The organism is Xanthomonas sp. NCPPB 3174 (assembly GCF_056725205.1).
Genome location: NZ_CM161517.1, coordinates 3,392,390 through 3,412,846, shown reverse-complemented (window position 1 = coordinate 3,412,846; position 20,457 = coordinate 3,392,390). Strand labels below are relative to the sequence as shown.

The window sequence follows — 20,457 nt, the reverse complement described above, 5'->3', positions numbered from 1 at the left end:
GCTCAGGTGTCAGCGATGACCCATTGCACGTCCGGCACCCACGCCTGCCGCCATCGGGCCATTTTTGCTTCAGCATCCAGCCATTGCGGGGACACCGGCACTGCAGCCCCCAGCGCCGGCGTCTTGTTCAGACAGCCGGCATTGACGGCACCGTAAAGCCGCCCCTGATGCTCGAACGTGACCGCGACCAGCACCCCGCACTGGCGGCACAGCTGGAATTGGGCGGCCTCTGCGCCCTGGCGATAACGATGCACGGCCTCGGCATGCGTGGCCGTCAGCCGCAGTGTGCCGGCGGGATCGGAAACGTATGCCGCACCATGCTTCTGGCAGAAGCTGCAGTCGCACGCGCGCGGATGGATGTCCCCGGCCGCTTGATCCGTCGAGAACGCGACGGTCAGGCAGCCGCAGTGGCAGCTTCCCTGGAGCGTTGTCGGCTTGTCTGGCCGCGACATCATTGCAAGGCGCTCATCGCGTTCCTGTCCATGCTGGAGCCTGCTTTGGCGTCGGCCGCGCTCAGCGCTTTCCGCCGAAGATGCTGCCGAAGATGCCGCGCACGATCTGCTGGCCGATGCGGTTGCCGATGGTGCGCGAGGTCTGCTTGGCCATCGCCTCCAGCATGCCCTGGCGGCGCTTGGTGCCGAACACCGCGTCCTTGACCGCCTGGCCGAAGCCGCTGTCCTGCGCCTCGTCCTGTTCGCGGGTGCGTGCCGGCGGCGCGGCGCTGCGGTCGGCGCTCTGCTCGACGCGGCGCGCCAGCAGTTCCGCCGCCGATTCGCGATTGACCGGCGTGTCGTAGCGCGCGCCGACCGGGCTGCCGGCGCGCACCTGCGCGCGCTCGGCCTCGGTGATCGCGCCCATGCGGCAGCGCGGTGGCGCGATCAGGGTCTGCTGCACCGGCGATGGCACGCCCTTGTCCTGCAGCGTGGACACCAGCGCCTCGCCGGTGCCGAGCTGGGAGATGGCCTTGGCCACGTCCAGCTTGGGATTGGCCACGAAGGTCTCGGCGGCGGTGCGCACCGCCTTCTGGTCGCGCGGCGTGTAGGCGCGCAGCGCGTGCTGCACGCGGTTGCCGAGCTGGCCGAGGATGCTGTCGGGCACGTCGTCGGGGAACTGCGAGCAGAAGTACACGCCCACGCCCTTGGAACGGATCAGTCGCACCACCTGCTCGATGCGCTGCACCAGCGCCGGCGGCGCGTCGTCGAACAGCAGGTGCGCCTCGTCGAACACGAACACCAGCTTGGGCTTGTCCAGGTCGCCCACTTCGGGCAACCGCTCGAACAGTTCAGACAGCAGCCACAGCAGGAAGGTCGAGTACAGCCGCGGCTTGAGCACCAGTTGCGCGGCGGCGAGGATGCCGATCACGCCGCGGCCGTCGTGGTCGACCCGCATCAGTTCGGCCAGGTCCAGTGCCGGCTCGCCGAAGAAACCTTCGCCGCCGTCCTGGGCCAGGCGCAGCAGCGCGCGCTGGATCGCCGCCACCGACTGCGCGCTGACCAGGCCGTATTCGGTGGAGATGTCCTTGCGCTCTTCCACCACCAGCGCCAGCAGCGCGCGCAGGTCGTCCAGGTCGAGCAGCAGCAGGCCGCGGTCGTCGGCCAGCTTGAACACGATGTCGAGCACGCCGGCCTGGGTGTCGTTCAGTTCCAGCACGCGCGCCAGCAGGGTGGGGCCCATCTCGCTGACGGTGGTGCGCACCGGGTGGCCGAGCTGGCCGTACAGATCCCAGAACACCACCGGGTTGGCGGCCGGCGCGTAGTCGGTCACGCCGATGTCCCTGGCGCGCTGCAGCACCTTCTCGCTGCCGTCGCCGGGCATCGCCAGGCCGGCCACGTCGCCCTTCACGTCGGCCAGGAACACCGGCACGCCGATCCGCGAGAAGCCTTCGGCCAGGGTCATCAGGGTCACGGTCTTGCCGGTGCCGGTGGCGCCGGCGACCAGGCCGTGGCGGTTGCCCAGGCGCGGTTGCAGCAGCACCGCGATGTCGTCGGTCACGCCTTTGCCTAGCAGGATCGGGTCCATATCGGGGTCCGCAATGAGATGGCTGGATTCTAGAGCGTTCGCGGAAGGCCGAACGCGTCCGCGTTGTCCTGGGCGCGCCCGCGCCGCCGTACAGCGGCCGGCAGCGCCGCGAAAAGCGGCCTTTGCCGTGTCCGGCCGTTCGCGGCGGCAGCGCCGGCGCGTGCCGCCGCAAACAGCGTTGCCCGGGTTCGCACGCGATGCCCGTGCTGCAGCGCGGGATGCCCGCCGGCCATGAACGTCGGCCCGCCGCGGGCCGGGTCGCGGCCGCGGCGACCTTGCCGCGACGCGACGGCGGGGGCTACCCTGCGGCCTTTCCGTCGCCGCGTCCCACCATGCCCCTTCCGTTCCGCTTCACCCACGCGTGGCCCGTCGCGGCTGCCGTGGCGCTGACCTGCACCGCTCCTGCCGCCCATGCCCGCGTGTCCGCCCGCGACCAGGCCGCCATCGCCGTCCTCGACCAGCGCCTGGCCGCCGCCGAGAAGCGCTACAACGACGCCATGGTGCTGGTCGGCAACAGCGACCCCAAGGGCACCCAGGAAAGCGACGCCGCGCTGGAGGACATCGAGGACGTGATCCAGGCCTGCATCAAGCAGCGCGGCTGCGAGGTCGGCACCTACCTGGGCGCGTACAAGCGCCTGCTCAAGGCCAAGGCCGATGCGCAGGGCCAGGCCAGCGACACCGATGCCGCCGACGACGATTCCGCGCCGCTGCAGGCCGACCCCGACCACATCAGCCCGCTGGCCGCGGACGTGCCGGAAGCCGCGCGTGCGGCGCGCCTGCTCAACGACAAGCGCCACGCCTTCGATTCGATGGTGGAGTACAACCCGGCGGTGCAGGCCGGCATCCGCCGCTGGCTCACCGACATGCGCCCGGCGCTGATGAGCAGCTACGAGAACTACCAGAACCTGCGCGCGGTCATGTGGCCGGAATGGGAGAAGCGCGGCCTGCCGGAAGCGCTGCTGTTCGGCATCATCGCCAAGGAATCCAACGGCCGCGTGCACGCCAATTCGCGGGTGGGCGCCGCCGGGCTGATGCAGTTCATGCCGGCCACCGGGCGCCGCTTCGGCCTGGGCCCGGACGGCACCGGCTTCGACACCCGCTACGACGCGCGCAGCGCCGCCGAGGCGAGTGCGGTCTACATCAACGAGCGCATGGCCGAGCTCAACCGCAGCGTCGAACTGGCCCTGGCCGGCTACAACGGCGGCGAAGGCCGCGCCGCGCGCGTGTTCAACCAGATGCCCGGGCGCAGCTTCTGGGACGCCTCGGTGTACAACCAGTTCCCGGCCGAGACCAAGGACTACGTGCCGATGGTGATCGCCGCGGCGTGGATTTTCCTGCACCCGCAGCAGTACGGCGTGGCCTTCCCCAAGATCAATGCGCAGCCGGCCACGCTGCGCCTGGCCAAGTCCACCACCATCTACGAACTGACCATCTGCCTGGGCAGCGACGGCACCCGCGACGGCTACATGCGCGCGCTGCGCAACCTCAACCCGCGCTACGAGCCGGACGGCTGGATCCCGGCCGGGGTGACCATCAACGCCACCACCAAGATCGTCGGCCTGTACAACCGCTACTGCGTCAGCGGCCCGCGCGCCGACCTGGCGCGGGCGCTGATCACCGCCGATGTCACCGCCGCGGTGCGCAGCGGCGGCCCGGCGCCGGCCGCCGACCTCACCGGCAACGTGGCGGTGGGCGACGTCAGCCCGGTCGCCGGCGTGCCGACCACGGTGGCCACCGGCCGTCCCGCGCCGGCCAAACCCAAGCAGAAGCAGGTGCGCAACTATCGCGTGGCCAAGGGCGACACCCTGGGGCGGATTTCCGACCGCCACGATTGCGACCTGAAGGAACTGGCCAAGGCCAACGGCTTGCGTGCGCCGGGTTATGCGCTGAAGCCGGGGCAGTCGTTGAAGCTGGTGGGCTGCGAGAAGTAGGCTGTTCCTTCTCCCGCCGGGACCATGGCCCCCTTTTCGGGGGAAAGTGGCGCGCAGTGCCGGATGCGCGTGGGGCCACTCGCAGTCTTAGGCGTGTGGTTTTACCGTCATCCATTGCAGGTAGGTGGCCCGTCCACCGCCAATGCGTCGGGACTGAAGTCCCTCCCACAGTAGTGGTCGCCGCAGCACTGGCTGTTAGGACAAGCGCTGACCAATACCTTCTCCCCTCGGGAGAAGGTGGCGCGTAGCGCCGGATGAGGGTGCGGCAGCCGCAGTGCCAGCGCGCGCGGCTTTTTTCAGCCATCCATCGCGAGCTCGCTGTCTTTCAGCGGCAATGCGTCGGGACTGAAGTCCCTCCCACAGTAGTGGTCGCCGCAGCACTGGCTGTTAGGGACAAGCGCTGACCAATCCCTTCTCCCCTCGGGAGAAGGTGGCGCGAAGCGCCGGATGAGGGTACGGCGACCGCAGTGCTGGCGCGTGTGGCTTTTCAGCACCCATTTCAAGCCCGGGTTTTCTCACCGCCAGCGCGTCGGGAGTGAAGTCCCTCCAACAAGGCGCTCCTCAAAAGAAAGGGCCGCAGCGCGGCCCCCGCACCTCAGCGCACCAACCGCGCCAGCGCCTGCCCCAGCCGCACCGGCGATTCCGCCTTCAGCGCCGGATCGAACGCGGCCACGCCCGGCGGCAGCAGCACGATCACCGTGGAGCCGTAGTTGAAGCGCGCCATTTCCTCAAACCGCTGCAGGGTGATGCCCTTGCCGCGCCAATCCTTGCGGGTGATGCGATCGGCGTAGCGTGGGATCTCCACGCCGCTCCACACGGTTTCCACGCCGGACACCAGCAGCGCGCCGACCATCACCGACACCATCGGGCCGAAGTCGGTGTCGAAATGGCAGACCAGGCGCTCGTTGCGCGCGAACAGGCGCGGCACGGTGCGCACCGCGTCGGTGCCGACGCTGAACAGCCGCCCCGGCACGTGCACGGTTTCGCGCAGGGTGCCGGTCCACGGCATGTGCACGCGGTGGTAGTCGCGCGGTGACAGGTACACGGTGGCATACAGACCATTGGCGAACGGCGCCGCCGCCGCGTCGTCGCCGAGCAGCTCGGCGGCGGTGAACGACTGCCCCTTGGCCTGGAAGATGCGCCCATCCTCGATCCGGCCGAGCTGGCTGATGCGGCCGTCGGCCGGCATCAGCAGCGCCTGCGAATCGGGATCGGCGACGCGCGCGCCCGGCTTCAGCGCACGGGTGAAGAAGGCATTGAAGGTCGGGTAGGCGGTCGCATCCGGCTGCGCGGCCTCGCTCAGGTCCACGCCGAAGCGGCGCACCACCGTGTCGATCAGCCACTGCTTGAGCCCCGGCCGCGACGAATAGGCCAGGCGTCGCGCCAGCGAGGACAGCAGCCGGTGCGGCAACACGTAAGTCAAACGGGTGGTCAGGCTCATGGGGCGGTGGCCTTGGTCAGCGCCTGCAGGTCGGCGGCGATCGCCGCGGCGTCGAACGGCGGGCGGATCAGCCCGGCCTGGCGGCCCTGCGGGTCGAGCACCGCGATCGCGGCGGAGTGGTCCATGCTGTAGTCGTTCGGGTTCTCGGCGTAATGCTTGCCCGGCACCTTCTGGAACACGAAGCCCAGCGCGGTAGCGAAGCGCTCCAGCTCGGGCACGTCGGCGGTAGCGGCGATGGTGTCCTTGTGGAAGGCGTGCGCGTACTCGCCCAGCCGCGGCAGGGTGTCGCGCTGCGGGTCGACCGAGACGAACAGCACGCGCGGGCGCAGCGTGTCCGGCAGCGTTTCCCATTGCTTCTGCGCGCGCGCCAGGTCGGCCAGGGTGGTCGGGCACACGTCCGGGCAGGCGGTGAAGCCCAGGAACACCAGGGTCCAGTGGCCCTTGAGCTCACCGGGCACCAGCGGCGTGCCGTCGGTCTGGCGCAGGTGGAAGTCGGGCAGGGGGCGCGGCTGCGGGTACATGCGCACCGTGCGGGTCTCCGGCCAGGCCGGGGCGGCGCTGCCGCCGAAGTACTTCTGGGCCAGTAGCAGCCCCAGGCCGGCGGCCAGGGCAACCACCAGGACGATGCCGAAGGTGCGGTTGAACATACTGATTTCCCATGCAACGAACGCTCATCATAGCGGCCGGGCCTCTATAATCGGGGGCCGAATTGCCTTGCCTGTTGCCATGACTGCCGACGCGGCCGCCGAACTCCACACGATCATCGACCTGATCCGCTACGGCACCAGCCGTTTCAACGCCGCCGGGCTGAGCTTCGGCCACAGCTACGACAACGCCCTGGACGAGGCCACGCAACTGGTGCTGCACGCGCTGCACCTGCCGCACGACCTCGGCCCGGCCTATGGCAGCGCGCGGGTCACCACGCCGGAGAAGGCGCAGGTGCTGGCGCTGTTCGAGCGCCGCATCGCCGAGCGCATCCCCGCCGCCTACCTCACCGGCGAGGCCTGGTTTGCCGGGCTCAGCTTCAAGAGCGATGCGCGCGCGCTGGTGCCGCGTTCGCCGATCGCCGAGCTGATCGAGGCCGGCTTCGAGCCGTGGCTGGCCGGGCGCCCGGTCGAGCGCGCGCTGGACCTGTGCACCGGCTCGGGCTGCATCGCCATCGCCATGGCCCACTACAACCCGAACTGGCAGGTGGACGCGGTCGACATCAGCGACGACGCGCTGAGCCTGGCCGCCGAGAACAAGGAACGGCTGCTGGCCGACAACGTCGAACTGGTCAAGTCCGACCTGTTCGCCGGGCTGGGCGGGCGTCGCTACGAATTGATCGTGACCAATCCGCCCTACGTCACCCATGCCGAGACCGACGCGCTGCCGCCGGAATACGCGCACGAGCCGGAGCTGGGCCTGCGCGCGGGCGACGACGGCCTGGACCTGGCGCTGAAGATCCTGCGCGACGCGCCGGCGCACCTGAGCGAGGACGGCCTGCTGATCTGCGAGGTCGGCGAGTCCGAGCGCGCGCTGGCGCAGCTGCTGCCGGAAGTGGATTTCGCCTGGGTCGAGTTCAAGGTCGGGCAGATGGGCATCTTCGCGGTGGAGCGCAGCGAACTGCTCGCGCACCACGCACGCATCGCCGCGCTGGCTGCGGACCGGTGACGCAAGCGATATGAGCGCGAACAGTTTCGGCAAGCTGCTGACCGTCACCACCTTCGGCGAATCGCACGGGCCGGCGATCGGCTGCGTGGTCGATGGCTGCCCGCCCGGGCTGGAACTGGACGCCAGCGAATTCGCCCACGACCTGCAGCGCCGCGCCACCGGCAAGAGCCGGCACACCTCGGCGCGGCGCGAGGCCGACGCCATCGAGATCCTGTCCGGGGTCTACGAAGGCCGCACCACCGGTACCCCGATCGGCCTGCTGATCCGCAACACCGACCAGCGCAGCAAGGACTACACCGACATCGCCCGGCAGTTCCGCCCGGGCCATGCCGACTACAGCTACTGGCAGAAGTACGGCATCCGCGATCCGCGCGGCGGCGGGCGTTCGTCGGCGCGCGAGACCACCATGCGCGTGGCCGCCGGCGTCATCGCCAAGAAGTGGCTAGCACAGCGCTACGGCGTGCGCGTGCGCGGCTACCTGTCGCAGCTCGGGCCGCTGCTGCCGCAGGGCTTCGCCTGGGACGCGGTGGAGGACAACGCGTTCTTCTGGCCTCACGCGCCGCAGGTGCCGGAGCTGGAGGCGTACATGGATGCACTGCGCAAGTCCGGCGATTCGATCGGCGCGCGCGTGACCGTGGTCGCCGATGGCGTGCCGGCAGGCTGGGGCGAGCCGATCTACGGCAAGCTCGACGGCGAACTGGCCGCAGCGATGATGAGCATCAACGCGGTCAAGGGCGTGGAGATCGGCGACGGCTTCGCCGCGGTGACCCAGAAGGGCACCCAGCACCGCGACCTGATCGCGCCGGACGGCTTCCAGTCCAACCACGCCGGCGGCGTGCTCGGCGGCATCGCCACCGGCCAGCCCATCGTCGTCTCGGTGGCGTTCAAGCCCACCTCCAGCCTGCGCCTGCCTGGCGCCACGGTGGACGTGGACGGGCAGGCGGTGGACGTGATCACCACCGGCCGCCACGACCCCTGCGTCGGCATCCGCGCCACCCCGATCGCCGAGGCGATGATGGCGCTGGTGCTGATGGACCAGGCGCTGCGCCACCGCGCGCAATGCGGCGATGTCGGCACGGTGACCCCGCGCATCCCCGGCGGTGGCGATGGCTGAGTCGCGGCCGCGGGTGTGGGTCAGCCAGCCGCTGTTCGACGACGTCGTCGCACGGCTCGGCGAGTATTGCGCGCTGACCACCACCGCGGACGTGACCAGGTATTCGCCGCAGGACCTGGCCGCGGCACTGGCGCCGCTGGACGGCGCCCTGGTCACCCTCAACGAACGCATCGGCGCCGCCGAAATCGCCGGCGCGCCGCGGTTGCGCGCCATCGCCAACGTCGGCGTCGGCTACAACAATCTGGACCTGGACGCGCTCAGCGCGGCCGGCGTCGTCGCCACCAACACCCCCGACGTGCTCACCGAGACCACCGCCGATCTCGGCTTCGCCCTGCTAATGGCCGCCGCGCGGCGCGTCGGCGAGGCCGAGCGCTGGCTGCGCGCGGGCCAGTGGCAGCAGTGGTCGTTCCAGACCATGCTCGGCGCCGATGTCCACGGCAGCACCCTCGGCATCCTCGGCATGGGCCGCATCGGCCAGGCCATCGCGCGCCGCGCCGCCGGCTTTTCGATGCGCGTGCTGTACCACAACCGCAGCCGCCTGCCGGCCGAGGTGGAGCGTGCGCATCGCGCCGAGTACGTCGGTTTCGATGCACTGCTGGCACGCGCCGACCACCTGTTGCTGGTGCTGCCGTACAGCGCGCAGTCGCACCACATCGTCGACGCCGCCGCACTGGCGAAGATGCGGCCGACCGCCACCCTGGTGAACATCGCCCGCGGCGGCCTGGTCGATGAAGTCGCGCTGGCCGACGCGCTGGCCAACGGGCGCCTGGCCGCGGCCGGACTGGACGTGTTCGAAGGCGAGCCGGCGATCCGTCCCGAGCTGCTGGCGTTGCGCAACGTGGTGCTGACCCCGCATATCGGCAGCGCCAGCGTGGCCACGCGCCGCGCGATGGTGGCGCTGGCGGTGGACAACCTGCTCGCCGCGCTGGGCGTCGGCGCCGACGCCGGACGCCCGCCCAATGCGCTGAACCTGGACGCGATCGCCGCGGCCGGTGGCGGCGCGCGGGCGATCGCGGACAAAAAACGATAGGGAGCCTGCGGCGCCGCGCGCGACGCGCACGGCAGGTTCCCCGAATCCACGTGGCAGTGCGGCTGTTCCTCCCCTTCTTTTTCTGCGGATCTAATCTTCCATGAGCAATGCAACCCGTCGTTTCAACGTCGCTGTCGTCGGCGCCACCGGTGCCGTCGGCGAAACCATGTTGAGCATCCTCGCCGAGCGCGATTTCCCCGTCGCCACGCTGTACCCGCTGGCCTCCGAGCGCTCGGCCGGCGGCCAGGTCGAGTTCAAGGGCCAGAAGGTCACCGTGCTCGACCTGGCGACCTTCGATCCGAGCGGCGTGGACATCGCGCTGTTCTCCGCCGGCGGCGGCATTTCCAAGGAATACGCGCCGAAGTTCGCCGCGGCCGGGGCGGTGGTGATCGACAACTCCTCGACCTTCCGCTACGACGACGACGTGCCGCTGGTGGTGTCGGAGGTCAATCCGCACGCGTTGAAGCACCGCCCGCGCGGCATCGTCGCCAATCCCAATTGCTCGACCATGCAGCTGATGCCGGTGCTGGCGCCGATCCACAAGGAATACGGCATCGAGCGCATCAACGTGGCCACCTACCAGTCGGTGTCCGGCGCCGGCCGCTCGGGCATGGAGGAACTGGGCAAGCAGACCGCGCAGCTGCTGGCGTTCCAGGACATCGAGCCGCAGAAGTTCCAGGCGCAGATCGCCTTCAACCTGATCCCGCACATCGACGACTTCCAGCCCAACGGCTACACCAAGGAAGAGATGAAGCTGGTGTGGGAAACGCAGAAGATCCTCGAGGACAGCAGCATCCTGGTGAACCCCACCGCGGTGCGCGTGCCGGTGTTCTTCGGGCACTCGGAGGCGGTCAACATCGAGACCAAGCGCAAGATCACCGTCGAGCAGGCGCGCGCCCTGCTGGGTCAGGCGCCCGGCGTGGAAGTGGTCGACGAGCACAAGGCCGGCGGCTATCCGACCCCGGTCACCCATGCCTCCGGCAAGGATCCGGTGTTCGTCGGCCGCATCCGCGAGGACTTCTCGCACCCGCGCGGCCTCAACCTGTGGGTGGTGGCCGACAACATCCGCAAGGGCGCCGCGCTCAATGCGGTGCAGTTGGCCGAGCTGGTGGCCCAGGAGGGCTGAGGGGCCGGGATTCGGGAGTCGGGATTGGGGATTCGTAAGAGCCGCGCAGCGCCGTTTCGGCGCTGCGGAGCGCGGTATCTCCAGGCAACCACGCAACGGCCAGTGGCGCATGCCCTGGCCGTTGTCGTGTCCGACGTCCGCGTCGTGCTGCGAAGACAGCCCCTGCGGGCGCGATGATGACCGGTGCACCCCCGTAGGAGCGGCTTCAGCCGCGACGAAGCATTCCCGGGAACGCCATCGCGGCTGAAGCCGCTCCTACAGGACAAGGGGCGTTGCAGTACTTGTCGGTCACTGATCCCGCAAGCCGCTCGCGTACCCGCGAGCGCACGCCCCGCCGCTGCAATGCCCGCAACGAATCCCCAATCCCAAATCCCCACTCCCCGCTTCATATATATTGATGGACATGACTCCAAGGGGCAGGGGCGGGATGCGCCTACAACCACGTGTGTTCCATCGCCGCAGCGACGCTGCGGTGTCCGCTGCGCGCGGGCTGCGCCATGTCTGTCGCGCCGCCGCGGCGCTGCTGTTGCTGGCTTGCAGCCAGGCCGCGCTGGCGCTGGGCCTGGGCGATATCCGCGTGCTGTCCAAGCCGGGCGAGCCGTTCCTTGCCGAGATCCCGGTGATCTCCAACGAGCCGGGCGAACTGGAGCGGGCGCGGGTGGCGCTGGCCTCGCCGGCGACCTTCGCGCGGGTCGGGCTGGAGCGCCCGCAGGGCCTGGTTAGCGATCTGCAGTTCCGTTTCACCCAGACCCGCAAGGGCCGCGCGGTGATCCAGGTCAGCAGCCGCATGCCGGTCGACGTGCCGTCGCTGAGCTTCCTGATCGAGGTCGATTGGGGCCAGGGCCGGCTGATTCGCGAATATTCCGCGCTGATCGACGCACCGAATACCGCTGCGGCGATCGACGCGCCGGCGATCGATGCGCCGGCCGCCGCGCAGCCGTCCGACCGCATCGCCCGCGAAACGTCCACCGCGGCGCCAGCGCCGGCCGCCGCCGCCACGCCGGCGGCGCCGAGCGCCAGGCCCGCCGCTGCGCCGCGTCCGGCGCCGGCCCCCGCGGCAGCGCCCGGCGATGCGCTGGCGCCGGTGCGCGCCGGGCAGACTCTGTCGCAGATCGCCGGGCAACTGGCGCGCGGCAACGGCCATTCGCTGGACCAGACCATGGTCGCGTTGCTGCGCGCCAATCCGGACGCCTTCATCCGCGGCAATCTCAACCTGCTCAAGCAGGGCGCGGTACTGCGCACCCCGCGCGAGGAGGACCTGGCCAGCCTGGATGCCGCCGCAGCCGAGGCAGTGGTGCGCGAGCAGGCGGCGCAATGGCGCCAGGCGCGCGCGCCGGTGCCGCAGCCGGCCCAGGCGCAGCAGGATGCGTCGACGGCGCAGGCCGCACCCAAGCCGGCCGCCGCAGCGCCGGCAGCGGCGTCCGGCGCGCGCCTGGAAATCGCTCCGGCGGTGCCGGCGACGCGCCGCGAGGCGGGAACGAAGTCCGGCACCGGTGCCGGCGACGAAGGAGACATGGTGGCGACCCAACAATTGCAGCAGGCGCGCGAAGATCTCGCGGCACGCGATGCCGAGGTCCAGGAACTGCGCTCGCGGGTGGAGCAGCTCGAAAAGCTCAAGGCCCAGCAGCAGCAACTGATCGCGCTGAAGGACAGTGATCTGGCCGCGGCGCAGAAGCGCCTGGCCCAGGCCGGGCAGGCGGCGCCGGCGGCGGCGGCCACCCAGGTGCCGGCCAATGACGGGTTCCCGCTGTGGCTGTGGGGCGGGCTGAGCCTGCTGGTGCTGGGTCTCGGCGCCTGGTTGCTGTCGCGCCGGCGCAAGCCCTCGCCGCTGCCGCCGTTGCCGCGCGACGACGACGCGGCGCTGGCGGCGAGCGCCGCGGTGCCGGTGGTCGCGCACCGCGATGTCGATGCGCCGGAACTGCCGCCGCTGGAACCGGCCGAGCCGCTGGCCGAGGAGGAGGCGGTCGCCCGCGACCACGAGGCGCTGGAGGACTGGGAGCGCGCCGACCATCTCGACCACGCTGCCGCCGATCACGCCGATCACCACGCCGCGCTCGACGACGCCGCCTTCGAGCGCGTGCTGGCGCAGCAGTCGCTGCGCCAGGCGCCGGCCGATGCGCCGCTGTCCGCGGGCAACGACGACGTCCATTCCGCCGACGTGTCCGACGCCCATCCGGAGGTCGTCCCGGCCGCCGATTCCGCGGCCGAGGCGGCTTGGCGGCCGCCGTCGCCGGTGGTCGCAGTGGCGACCAGCGACGCCCGTGCCGACAGCGACGCCGGCGGCGGCCGGCAGGAGCCGACCTGGCACCAGCCCGTCGCGCCGGCACCGGCACCGGCACCGGCCGAAGCAGCGTCGCCGTATCCACCGGCGGGCCGCGAGCGCCTGGAACTGGCGGCGGCGTACATGGATCTGGGCGACAACGAAACCGCACGCACCTTGCTGACCGAGGTCGCGGCCAGCGGCGACCCGGCCGCGCGCGCCGAGGCGCTGCAATTGCTGGGACGGCTGGACTGATGGCGGCAGGCGGCGCGCGGCGCGCTCGCCGCGGCCGTCCGGCCTGGCTCGGGACGGCCACGCGGCACCTCGCGCATCGGCGACGGGCGCGCGCCGAGCGCGCGCTCCCGGTCGGGCAGGAGCACTGCCGCGGCGGCGTTGCAGGTGCCCCGTGTTGGTCCCTGCGCGCGTCGGCCGCACCGCGCGCCGAGGGATACGCCGCACTGCGACGGAGGTCCGCATGCGTTACGCGCTAGGCGTGGAGTACGACGGCAGCGAGTTCCAGGGCTGGCAGCAGCTCGGCGAGAGCGGCGGCCCCAGCGTGCAGGCGACGCTGCAGGCTGCGCTGTCGTCGGTGGCCGACGCCTCGGTGAGCGTGGTCTGCGCCGGCCGCACCGATGCCGGCGTGCACGGCGAATGCCAGGTGGTGCATTTCGATTGCGACGCGCCGCGCCCGGCGCGCGGCTGGATGCTGGGCGCCACCGCGCGGCTGCCGCCCTCGGTGTGCGTGCGCTGGTGCGTGCCGGTGGCCGACGACTTCCATGCGCGCTTCTCGGCCCGCGCACGGCGCTACCGCTACCGCCTGCTCAACCGCCAGGTGCGCCCGGCGCTGTACCGGCAGACCCTGAGCTGGGAGCGGCGGCCGTTGCAGGCCGAGGCCATGCACGCGGCTGCACAGGCGCTGCTGGGCGAGCAGGACTTCAGTGCCTTCCGCAGCGTGCAGTGCCAGGCGCTGCACGCGCGCCGCGAACTGCAGTCGATCGCGGTGAGCCGCAGCGGCGAGTTGGTCGAGATCCAGGTCCAGGCCAATGCATTCCTTCATCACATGGTGCGCAATATCGTTGGTTCCCTTGTCATGGTGGGAACGGGCGAAAAGCCGGTGTCCTGGATTGGCGAACTGCTCGCGGGACGCGACCGCCGCGTCGCCGGTCCGACGGCGCCGCCGCAGGGCCTGGTGTTCGTCGGTCCCCTCTATCCCGCCCATTGGACGCTTCCGGACGAGGTCACGCTATGAATCGCACGCTGTATCGCACCCGCATCAAGTTCTGCGGCATGACCCGCGCCGGCGACATCCGCCTGGCAGGCGAGTTGGGCGTGGACTCGATCGGGTTCGTGTTCGCCCACGGCAGCCCGCGGCGCGTGGCGCCGGCCGAGGCGCGGGCCATGCGCCAGGCCGCCGCGCCGATGGTGGACGTGGTGGCGCTGTTCCGCGACAACCCCAAGGACGAGGTGCGCGAGGTGTTGCGCACGGTGCGTCCGACCCTGCTGCAGTTCCACGGCGACGAGGACGACGGCTTTTGCCGCAGCTTCAACCTGCCATATCTAAAGGCGGTGCCGATGGGGGGCGGCGAGATCAACGCGCGCACCCTGCAGCTGCAGTTCCCCAACGCCGCCGGCTTCCTGTTCGACAGCCACGCCCCCGGCGAAAGCGGTGGCTCGGGCAAGACCTTCGACTGGTCGCGGCTGCCGACCGGCCTGCACCGGCCGTTCCTGCTCGCCGGCGGCATCAATGGCGACAACGTATTCGACGCGATCATCGGCACCCTGCCGTGGGGCGTGGACGTGTCCAGCGGCATCGAGAGCCAGCCCGGGATCAAGGACGGGCACAAGATGCGCAAGTTCGTCGAGGAAGTGCGCCGCGCCGACTGCCACGAGTTGAACACCAACTGCTGAGTGCGATGCGGCACCAGCGTCGCCGTCGTCTCGGTCAGCGCTGCAGTTCCTGCGTCAGCCACTGCGCCAGCGCGTCGACTCGGGAATCCTGGACATCGCGGCGCGTGCACAGCGCCCATTGCCCGCCGGTTTCGACGAAGCCCCAGGGCGCCAGCAGCCTGCCATTGGCCAGGTCGTCGGCGACCAGCGGCTGCGGCGCGATCGCCACGCCGATCCCGGCCAGCGCCGCCTCCAGCAGGTAGTACAGATGTTCGAAGCCGGTGCCGTAGCGCAACTGCGCTGGCGCCAGCCCCTGCGCCTCGGCCCAGGCCGGCCAGGCCTGTGGGCGCGACACCGTATGCAGCAGCGGCAGTCCTTGCAGCGCCGCCGGCGCGGCCGTGGCCAGGGCCGGGGCCTGCGGCAGGGCGGGGCTGAGCACCGGGCCGATCCGCTCCGGCGCCAGCACGCGGACCTGCCAGTCCGCCGGCCACGGCGCCTGGCCCAGCAGCAGCGCCGCGTCCAGGCCGTCCAGGTCGGCGGCGAAGTCGCCTTCGTGCGCGGACAGGTGCAGGGTCAGCGCCGGCAGGTCCCGCTGCAGCACCTGCAGCCGCGGGATCATCCAGCGGGCGAGGATGCTGCCGGGGCAGCCCAGCACCAGCGCGGCCGGGCGCGCGGGGCGGCGCAGTTCCGCCACCGCCTCGTGCAACTGCGCGAACGCCGCGCCGGCCGCCTCGCACAGGCGCGTGCCGGCCGCGGTCGGGCGGATGCCGCGGCCGTCGCGCTGCAGCAGCGGCAACCCCAGTTCCTGTTCCAGCAGCCGCACCTGGCGGCTGACCGCGCCATGGGTCACGTGCAGTTCCGCCGCCGCGGCGCCGACGCTGCGCAGCCGCGCGGCGGCCTCGAACGCGCGCAGAGCGTTGAGCGAGGGCAGGCGGCGCAGGCTGGTCATGTGAGTTTTCCTGACGGATCGCGTCAGACTTTATCGGTTTTTGTGCGCCGACGTGTGCGCTAAAGTGCAGGCCTGTCCTGTTGCCCCCGGTTGCGCCATGTCCTCTGTTCCCGTCAGCGACTTCCACGCCTATCCCGACGCCGCCGGCCACTTCGGCCGCTACGGCGGCCGTTTCGTCGCCGAGACCCTGATCGGCCCGCTGCAGGAGCTGGCGGCCGCCTACGACGCCGCGCGCCAGGATCCGGCCTTCATCGCCGCCTACGACAAGGACCTGACCCATTACGTCGGCCGGCCCAGCCCGATCTATCACGCCGAGCGGCTCAGCCGCGAAGTCGGCGGCGCGCAGATCCTGCTCAAGCGCGAGGACCTGAACCACACCGGCGCGCACAAGATCAACAACACCATCGGTCAGGCGCTGCTGGCCAACCGCATGGGCAAGACCCGCATCATCGCCGAGACCGGCGCCGGCCAGCACGGCGTGGCCAGCGCCACCGTGGCCGCGCGGCTGGGCCTGGAGTGCGTGGTGTACATGGGCGCCACCGACATCGAGCGGCAGAAGATCAACGTCTACCGGATGAAGCTGCTCGGCGCCACGGTGGTGCCGGTGCATTCCGGTTCGGCCACGCTCAAGGACGCGCTCAACGAGGCGATGCGCGACTGGGTGACCAACGTGCAGGACACCTTCTACATCATCGGCACCGTCGCCGGCCCCGATCCGTACCCGCGCATGGTGCGCGACTTCAACGCCATCGTCGGCCGCGAGGCGCGCGCGCAGATGCTGGCCGACTACGGCCGCCTGCCGGATGCGATCAGCGCCTGCGTCGGCGGCGGCAGCAACGCCATCGGCCTGTTCCATGCCTTCCTCAACGACGCCTCGGTGAAGATCTACGGCGCCGAGGCCGCCGGCGACGGCATCGGCAGCGGCCGCCATGCCGCCTCGATCGCCGCCGGCCGTCCCGGCGTGCTGCACGGCAACCGCACCTACGTGATCTGCGACGACGATGGGCAGATCATCGAAACCCATTCGGTGTCCGCCGGCCTGGACTACCCGGGCGTGGGGCCGGAGCACGCGTTCCTGGCCGACAGCGGCCGCGCCACCTACCAGGGCATCACCGACGACGAGGCGCTGGCCGCGTTCCACCTGCTGGCGCATACCGAGGGCATCCTCGCCGCGCTGGAGTCCAGCCACGCCGTGGCGCAGTCGATCAAGCTGGCGCGCGAACTGCCCAAGGACGCGCTGGTGCTGTGCAACCTGTCCGGCCGCGGCGACAAGGACGTGCACACCATTGCTGCGCGCGAGGGGCTGACGCTGTAACGCTTTGTCCTTCTCCTTCGGGAGAAGGTGGCGCGGAGCGCCGGATGAGGGTGCGGGCGCAGCCCCCGTACTCACATTCCGCACCGCTTCGCCTCTTCCCCTCACCCCAACCCCTCTCCCGGTGGGAGAGGGGCGCATAGGTCCCCCATGAACCGCCTCGCCGATACCTTTGCCCGACTCGATGCCCAAGGCCGCAAGGCCCTGATCCCCTTTCTCACCGCCGGCGATCCATCGCTGGAGGCGACCGTGCCGGCGATGCATGCGCTGGTCGAGGCCGGTGCCGACGTGATCGAGCTGGGCGTGCCGTTCTCCGATCCGATGGCCGATGGCCCGACCATCCAGCGCAGTTCCGAGCGCGCGCTGGCGCGTGGCGCCGGCCTGCGCTACGTGCTGGAGACGGTCAGCGCATTTCGCCGCGACGACGCCAACACCCCGGTGGTGCTGATGGGCTACCTCAACCCGGTGGAGATCCACGGCACCGCGCGCTTCGCCGAAGAGGCGGTGGCGGCCGGCGTGGACGGCGTGCTGCTGGTCGACCTGCCGCCGGAGGAGTCGGCCGAGACGCTGACGGTCTTCGCCGACGCCGGCCTGGACCTGATCGTGCTGGCCTCGCCGACCACCAGCGATACGCGCATCGCCCTGTTGTGCGAGGCGGCGCGCGGCTATCTGTACTACGTCAGCTTCGCCGGCGTCACCGGCGCCGACCGGCTGGATACCCGCGCCGCCGGCGATCGCCTGCGTCAGTTGCGCGCGCGCTGCCCGGTGCCGGTGGTGGCCGGCTTCGGCATCAAGGACGCCGCCAGCGCCAAGGCCATGGCCACCGATGCCGACGGCGTGGTGGTCGGCAGCGCACTGGTCGCGGCGCTGGCCGAGGCCGGCAGCCCGCAGGCCGCGCGCGAGGCGGCCCTGGCGTTCCTGGCACCGCTGCGGCAGGCGCTGGACGCGGGCTGAGGTACGCCTGGTGTGTTTGCGAACGCCCGCCTTGCGCGGGCGTTCGCGTTTTGCCGCACTGCCGCAAACGCGGTGCATGCGGAGGAGGCGGTACATGCATTGTTGGTCGGACGGCGCGCGCCGTCGCTGCCCCGCTTGCGTGTCGGCGATGCGGGGTGGCGGCGATGCCGCATGTCCCGCGTTGCGCGGCCGCAGCAGGCGTCCTGGCGGCGGCCGCGCGGTACCGGCCGGCCCGGCCGCTCCATGCGCCACCGTCTGCAGGCCACCGGGGGACCGAGTTAGACTGTCGCCCCTCTGCGGCTCTCGCGGCCGCCCAATGGATCGTCACATCGCATGAGTTGGCTCAGCAAATTGATGCCTTCGGGCATTCGCACCGACAGCACGCCCAGCAAGAAGCGCAGCGTTCCCGAAGGCCTGTGGGAGAAGTGCCCCAACTGCAGCGCCGTGCTGTACCGGCCGGAGCTGGAGGAGAACCTGGAGGTGTGCCCGAAGTGCGGCCACCACATGGCGATCCGCGCGCGCGCGCGCCTGGCCGCGCTGTTCGACGCCGACACCGCGCCGACCGAGATCGGCGCGCGCCTGGGCCCGACCGACGCGCTCAAGTTCAAGGACCAGAAGAAGTACGGCGAGCGCATCAAGGCCTCGCAGAAGAGCACCGGCGAATACGACGCGCTGGTGGCGATGCAGGGCCTGCTCAAGGGCCAGCCGCTGGTCGCGGCCTCGTTCGATTTCGCCTTCATGGGCGGTTCGATGGGCTCGGTGGTCGGCGAGCGGTTCGCCCTGGCCGCGGAGACCGCGCTGAAGATCGGCGCGCCGTTCGTGTGCTTCTCCGCCAGCGGCGGCGCGCGCATGCAGGAAGGCCTGTTCTCGCTGATGCAGATGGCCAAGACCTCGGCCGCGCTCGGCCGCCTGCGCGAGGCCGGCCTGCCGTACGTGTCGGTGCTGACCCATCCCACCACCGGCGGCGTCTCGGCCAGCTTCGCCATGCTCGGCGACATCAACATCGCCGAGCCGTACGCGCTGATCGGCTTCGCCGGCCCGCGCGTGATCGAGCAGACCGTGCGCGAGACCCTGCCGGAAGGCTTCCAGCGTTCGGAATTCCTGCTCGAACACGGCGCCATCGACCAGATCTGCGACCGCCGCGAACTGCGCGATCGTCTCTCCGAGCTGCTGGCGTTGATGATGCGGCAGCCGGCCCCGGCGAAGAGCGAGGCGCTGGCGTGACCAGCGCCGGGATTCGGGATTCGGGATTCGGGATGCGCGCTACTGCGCGGCGCATGCATTGCGTGGAAGGCGCGTACGTCTGGCGATCCCCGTCTGCCTCCGGCGTTTCCCGAATCCCGAATTCTGAATCCCGAATCCCGTTCCAATGAGCCAACGCAAATACTTCGGCACCGACGGCATCCGTGGCCGGGTCGGGCAGGGGGCGATTTCCGCCGATTTCGTGATGCGCCTGGGCAATGCGCTGGGCCGCGTGCTGGTCGCCGGCGGCACCGCGCGGCCGACCGTGGTGATCGGCAAGGACACGCGCATCTCCGGCTACATGTTCGAGTCGGCGCTGGAGGCCGGACTGGTCGCGGCCGGCGCCAACGTGCAACTGCTCGGGCCGATGCCGACCCCGGCGGTGGCGTTCCTCACCCGCACCCTCGGCGCCGACGCCGGCATCGTCATCAGCGCCTCGCACAACCCGCACTACGACAACGGCATCAAGTTCTTCTCCGCGCACGGCGAGAAGCTCGACGACGCCACCGAGCAGGCGATCGAGGCCGCGCTGGACGCGCCGTTCGCCACCGTCGAGTCCGAGCGGCTGGGCAAGGCGATGCGCGCGCGCGAGGCGATCGGCCGCTACATCGAGTTCTGCAAGGCCAGCGTGCCGCGCGGCTTCGATCTGCGCGGGCTGAAACTGGTGCTGGACTGCGCGCACGGCGCGACCTACCACATCGCGCCGCTGCTGTTCCGCGAACTGGGCGCGGAGGTGATCGCGATCGGTGCGGCGCCGGACGGGCTCAACATCAACGCCGGCGTCGGCTCGATGCACATCGACAACCTCGCCGCCAACGTGCGCGAGCACGGTGCGCACTTGGGCATCGCCTTCGACGGCGACGGCGACCGCGTGCTGATGGCCGACGACCAGGGCAACCCGGTGGACGGCGATGGCCTGCTGTACGTGCTGGCTTGCGGCTGGCAGGCCAGTGGCCGCCTGCACGGCCCGGTGGTCGGCACGCTGATGACCAACTACGGCCTGGAGCGGGCGCTGGCCGCGTTGCAGGTGCCGTTCCTGCGCGCCAAGGTCGGCGACCGCTACGTGCACCAGGCGCTGGTCGAACAGGGCGGGGTGCTCGGCGGCGAAGCCTCCGGGCACATGCTGTGCCTGGACCGCGCCACCACCGGCGACGCCATCGTCAGCGCGCTGCAGGTGCTGGAAGTACTCAAGCGCTCGCGGCAGACCCTGCGTCAGGCGCTGGCCGGGCTGCAGAAGGTGCCGCAGCAGACGGTCAACGTGCGCCTGCAGCCGGGCGTGCGCCCGCTCGAGGCCGATTCCGTGAAGGCCGCGCTGGCCGCGGCGCAGGCGGCGGTGCAGGGGCGCGGGCGCGCCTTCCTGCGCGCCTCCGGCACCGAACCGGTGGTGCGGGTCACGGTCGAGGCCGACGATGCCGCATTGATGCGGCAGACCCTCGACGCCCTGGCCGAGGCGGTCCGTGACGCGGCGTGAGTCGATCGCCATTGCCCTCTTCGTGATCGTCGCCAAGGCGATCACGTTCTACCTGCTGTATCGCCTGC

At 70.9% G+C, this 20,457-nt stretch carries 17 protein-coding genes; 12 read left to right on the top strand and 5 right to left on the bottom strand.

Features of this window, described 5'->3' with window-relative positions; translation table 11 throughout:
• Positions 1 to 2: 2 nt before the first annotated feature.
• Both AC1PK7_RS14790 and AC1PK7_RS14785 read right to left on the bottom strand, forming a co-directional pair.
• A complete protein-coding gene (locus tag AC1PK7_RS14790; protein ID WP_481098620.1) occupies positions 3 to 455 on the bottom strand; it encodes a GFA family protein in 453 nt (150 codons plus the stop codon).
• Between the two features lie 58 nt (positions 456 to 513).
• Positions 514 to 2,019, bottom strand: a complete 1,506-nt coding sequence (locus AC1PK7_RS14785; RefSeq protein WP_420007462.1) for a helicase HerA-like domain-containing protein — start codon at positions 2,017 to 2,019, stop codon at positions 514 to 516.
• A gap of 332 nt (positions 2,020 to 2,351) precedes the next feature.
• Here AC1PK7_RS14785 and AC1PK7_RS14780 point away from each other — a divergent pair, with 332 nt between their 5' ends.
• Positions 2,352 to 3,950: a transglycosylase SLT domain-containing protein gene (locus AC1PK7_RS14780; RefSeq protein WP_481098619.1), complete on the top strand. Its 1,599-nt coding sequence runs from the start codon at positions 2,352 to 2,354 to the stop codon at positions 3,948 to 3,950.
• A gap of 595 nt (positions 3,951 to 4,545) precedes the next feature.
• Here AC1PK7_RS14780 and asd read toward each other — a convergent pair.
• Positions 4,546 to 5,391, bottom strand: coding sequence for an archaetidylserine decarboxylase (gene asd, locus AC1PK7_RS14775; RefSeq protein ID WP_481098618.1), 846 nt, complete (start codon positions 5,389 to 5,391; stop codon positions 4,546 to 4,548).
• Entirely contained in the window at positions 5,388 to 6,038 is a 651-nt protein-coding gene (locus AC1PK7_RS14770; RefSeq protein WP_010340523.1) for an SCO family protein, read from the bottom strand. Before AC1PK7_RS14770 ends, asd begins: the two co-directional genes overlap by 4 nt.
• Positions 6,039 to 6,117: 79 nt before the next feature.
• Between AC1PK7_RS14770 and prmB the strand changes: the two genes are divergently transcribed.
• The 7 genes from prmB to AC1PK7_RS14735 all read left to right on the top strand — a co-directional run bounded on the left by prmB (position 6,118) and on the right by AC1PK7_RS14735 (position 14,482).
• Positions 6,118 to 7,044 (top strand): 50S ribosomal protein L3 N(5)-glutamine methyltransferase, encoded by a 927-nt coding sequence (prmB, locus tag AC1PK7_RS14765; protein ID WP_153751851.1) that lies wholly within the window; start codon positions 6,118 to 6,120, stop codon positions 7,042 to 7,044.
• A 10-nt stretch (positions 7,045 to 7,054) separates the two neighbouring features.
• Positions 7,055 to 8,158 (top strand): chorismate synthase, encoded by a 1,104-nt coding sequence (gene aroC / locus AC1PK7_RS14760; protein WP_481098617.1) that lies wholly within the window; start codon positions 7,055 to 7,057, stop codon positions 8,156 to 8,158.
• Entirely contained in the window at positions 8,151 to 9,188 is a 1,038-nt protein-coding gene (locus AC1PK7_RS14755; RefSeq protein ID WP_481098616.1) for a 2-hydroxyacid dehydrogenase, read from the top strand. Before aroC ends, AC1PK7_RS14755 begins: the two co-directional genes overlap by 8 nt.
• 100 nt (positions 9,189 to 9,288) lie before the next feature.
• The gene (locus AC1PK7_RS14750; RefSeq protein ID WP_420007458.1) at positions 9,289 to 10,314 is read left to right on the top strand and encodes an aspartate-semialdehyde dehydrogenase; all 1,026 of its coding nucleotides are present in this window, start codon (positions 9,289 to 9,291) and stop codon (positions 10,312 to 10,314) included.
• Positions 10,315 to 10,741: 427 nt separating this feature from the next.
• Positions 10,742 to 12,829 (top strand): motility hub landmark protein FimV, encoded by a 2,088-nt coding sequence (locus AC1PK7_RS14745; protein WP_481098615.1) that lies wholly within the window; start codon positions 10,742 to 10,744, stop codon positions 12,827 to 12,829.
• Positions 12,830 to 13,049: 220 nt separating this feature from the next.
• The gene (gene truA, locus AC1PK7_RS14740) at positions 13,050 to 13,823 is read left to right on the top strand and encodes a tRNA pseudouridine(38-40) synthase TruA (RefSeq protein ID WP_481098614.1); all 774 of its coding nucleotides are present in this window, start codon (positions 13,050 to 13,052) and stop codon (positions 13,821 to 13,823) included.
• Complete coding sequence (locus tag AC1PK7_RS14735; RefSeq protein WP_019801754.1) at positions 13,820 to 14,482, top strand: phosphoribosylanthranilate isomerase; 663 nt, start codon at positions 13,820 to 13,822, stop codon at positions 14,480 to 14,482. The genes truA and AC1PK7_RS14735 overlap by 4 nt, the downstream gene beginning before the upstream one ends.
• Before the next feature lie 34 nt (positions 14,483 to 14,516).
• Here AC1PK7_RS14735 and AC1PK7_RS14730 read toward each other — a convergent pair whose 3' ends face one another.
• The gene (locus tag AC1PK7_RS14730) at positions 14,517 to 15,410 is read right to left on the bottom strand and encodes a LysR family transcriptional regulator (protein WP_420007455.1); all 894 of its coding nucleotides are present in this window, start codon (positions 15,408 to 15,410) and stop codon (positions 14,517 to 14,519) included.
• Between the two features lie 97 nt (positions 15,411 to 15,507).
• Between AC1PK7_RS14730 and trpB the strand changes: the two genes are divergently transcribed.
• The 4 genes from trpB to glmM all read left to right on the top strand — a co-directional run bounded on the left by trpB (position 15,508) and on the right by glmM (position 20,389).
• Entirely contained in the window at positions 15,508 to 16,725 is a 1,218-nt protein-coding gene (gene trpB, locus AC1PK7_RS14725; protein ID WP_481098613.1) for a tryptophan synthase subunit beta, read from the top strand.
• Between the two features lie 147 nt (positions 16,726 to 16,872).
• A complete protein-coding gene (gene trpA, locus AC1PK7_RS14720; protein ID WP_481098612.1) occupies positions 16,873 to 17,676 on the top strand; it encodes a tryptophan synthase subunit alpha in 804 nt (267 codons plus the stop codon).
• Between the two features lie 333 nt (positions 17,677 to 18,009).
• Complete coding sequence (gene accD / locus AC1PK7_RS14715; RefSeq protein WP_010342997.1) at positions 18,010 to 18,900, top strand: acetyl-CoA carboxylase, carboxyltransferase subunit beta; 891 nt, start codon at positions 18,010 to 18,012, stop codon at positions 18,898 to 18,900.
• A 145-nt stretch (positions 18,901 to 19,045) separates the two neighbouring features.
• Positions 19,046 to 20,389 (top strand): phosphoglucosamine mutase, encoded by a 1,344-nt coding sequence (gene glmM / locus AC1PK7_RS14710; protein ID WP_152239672.1) that lies wholly within the window; start codon positions 19,046 to 19,048, stop codon positions 20,387 to 20,389.
• Positions 20,390 to 20,457 lie beyond the last annotated feature (68 nt).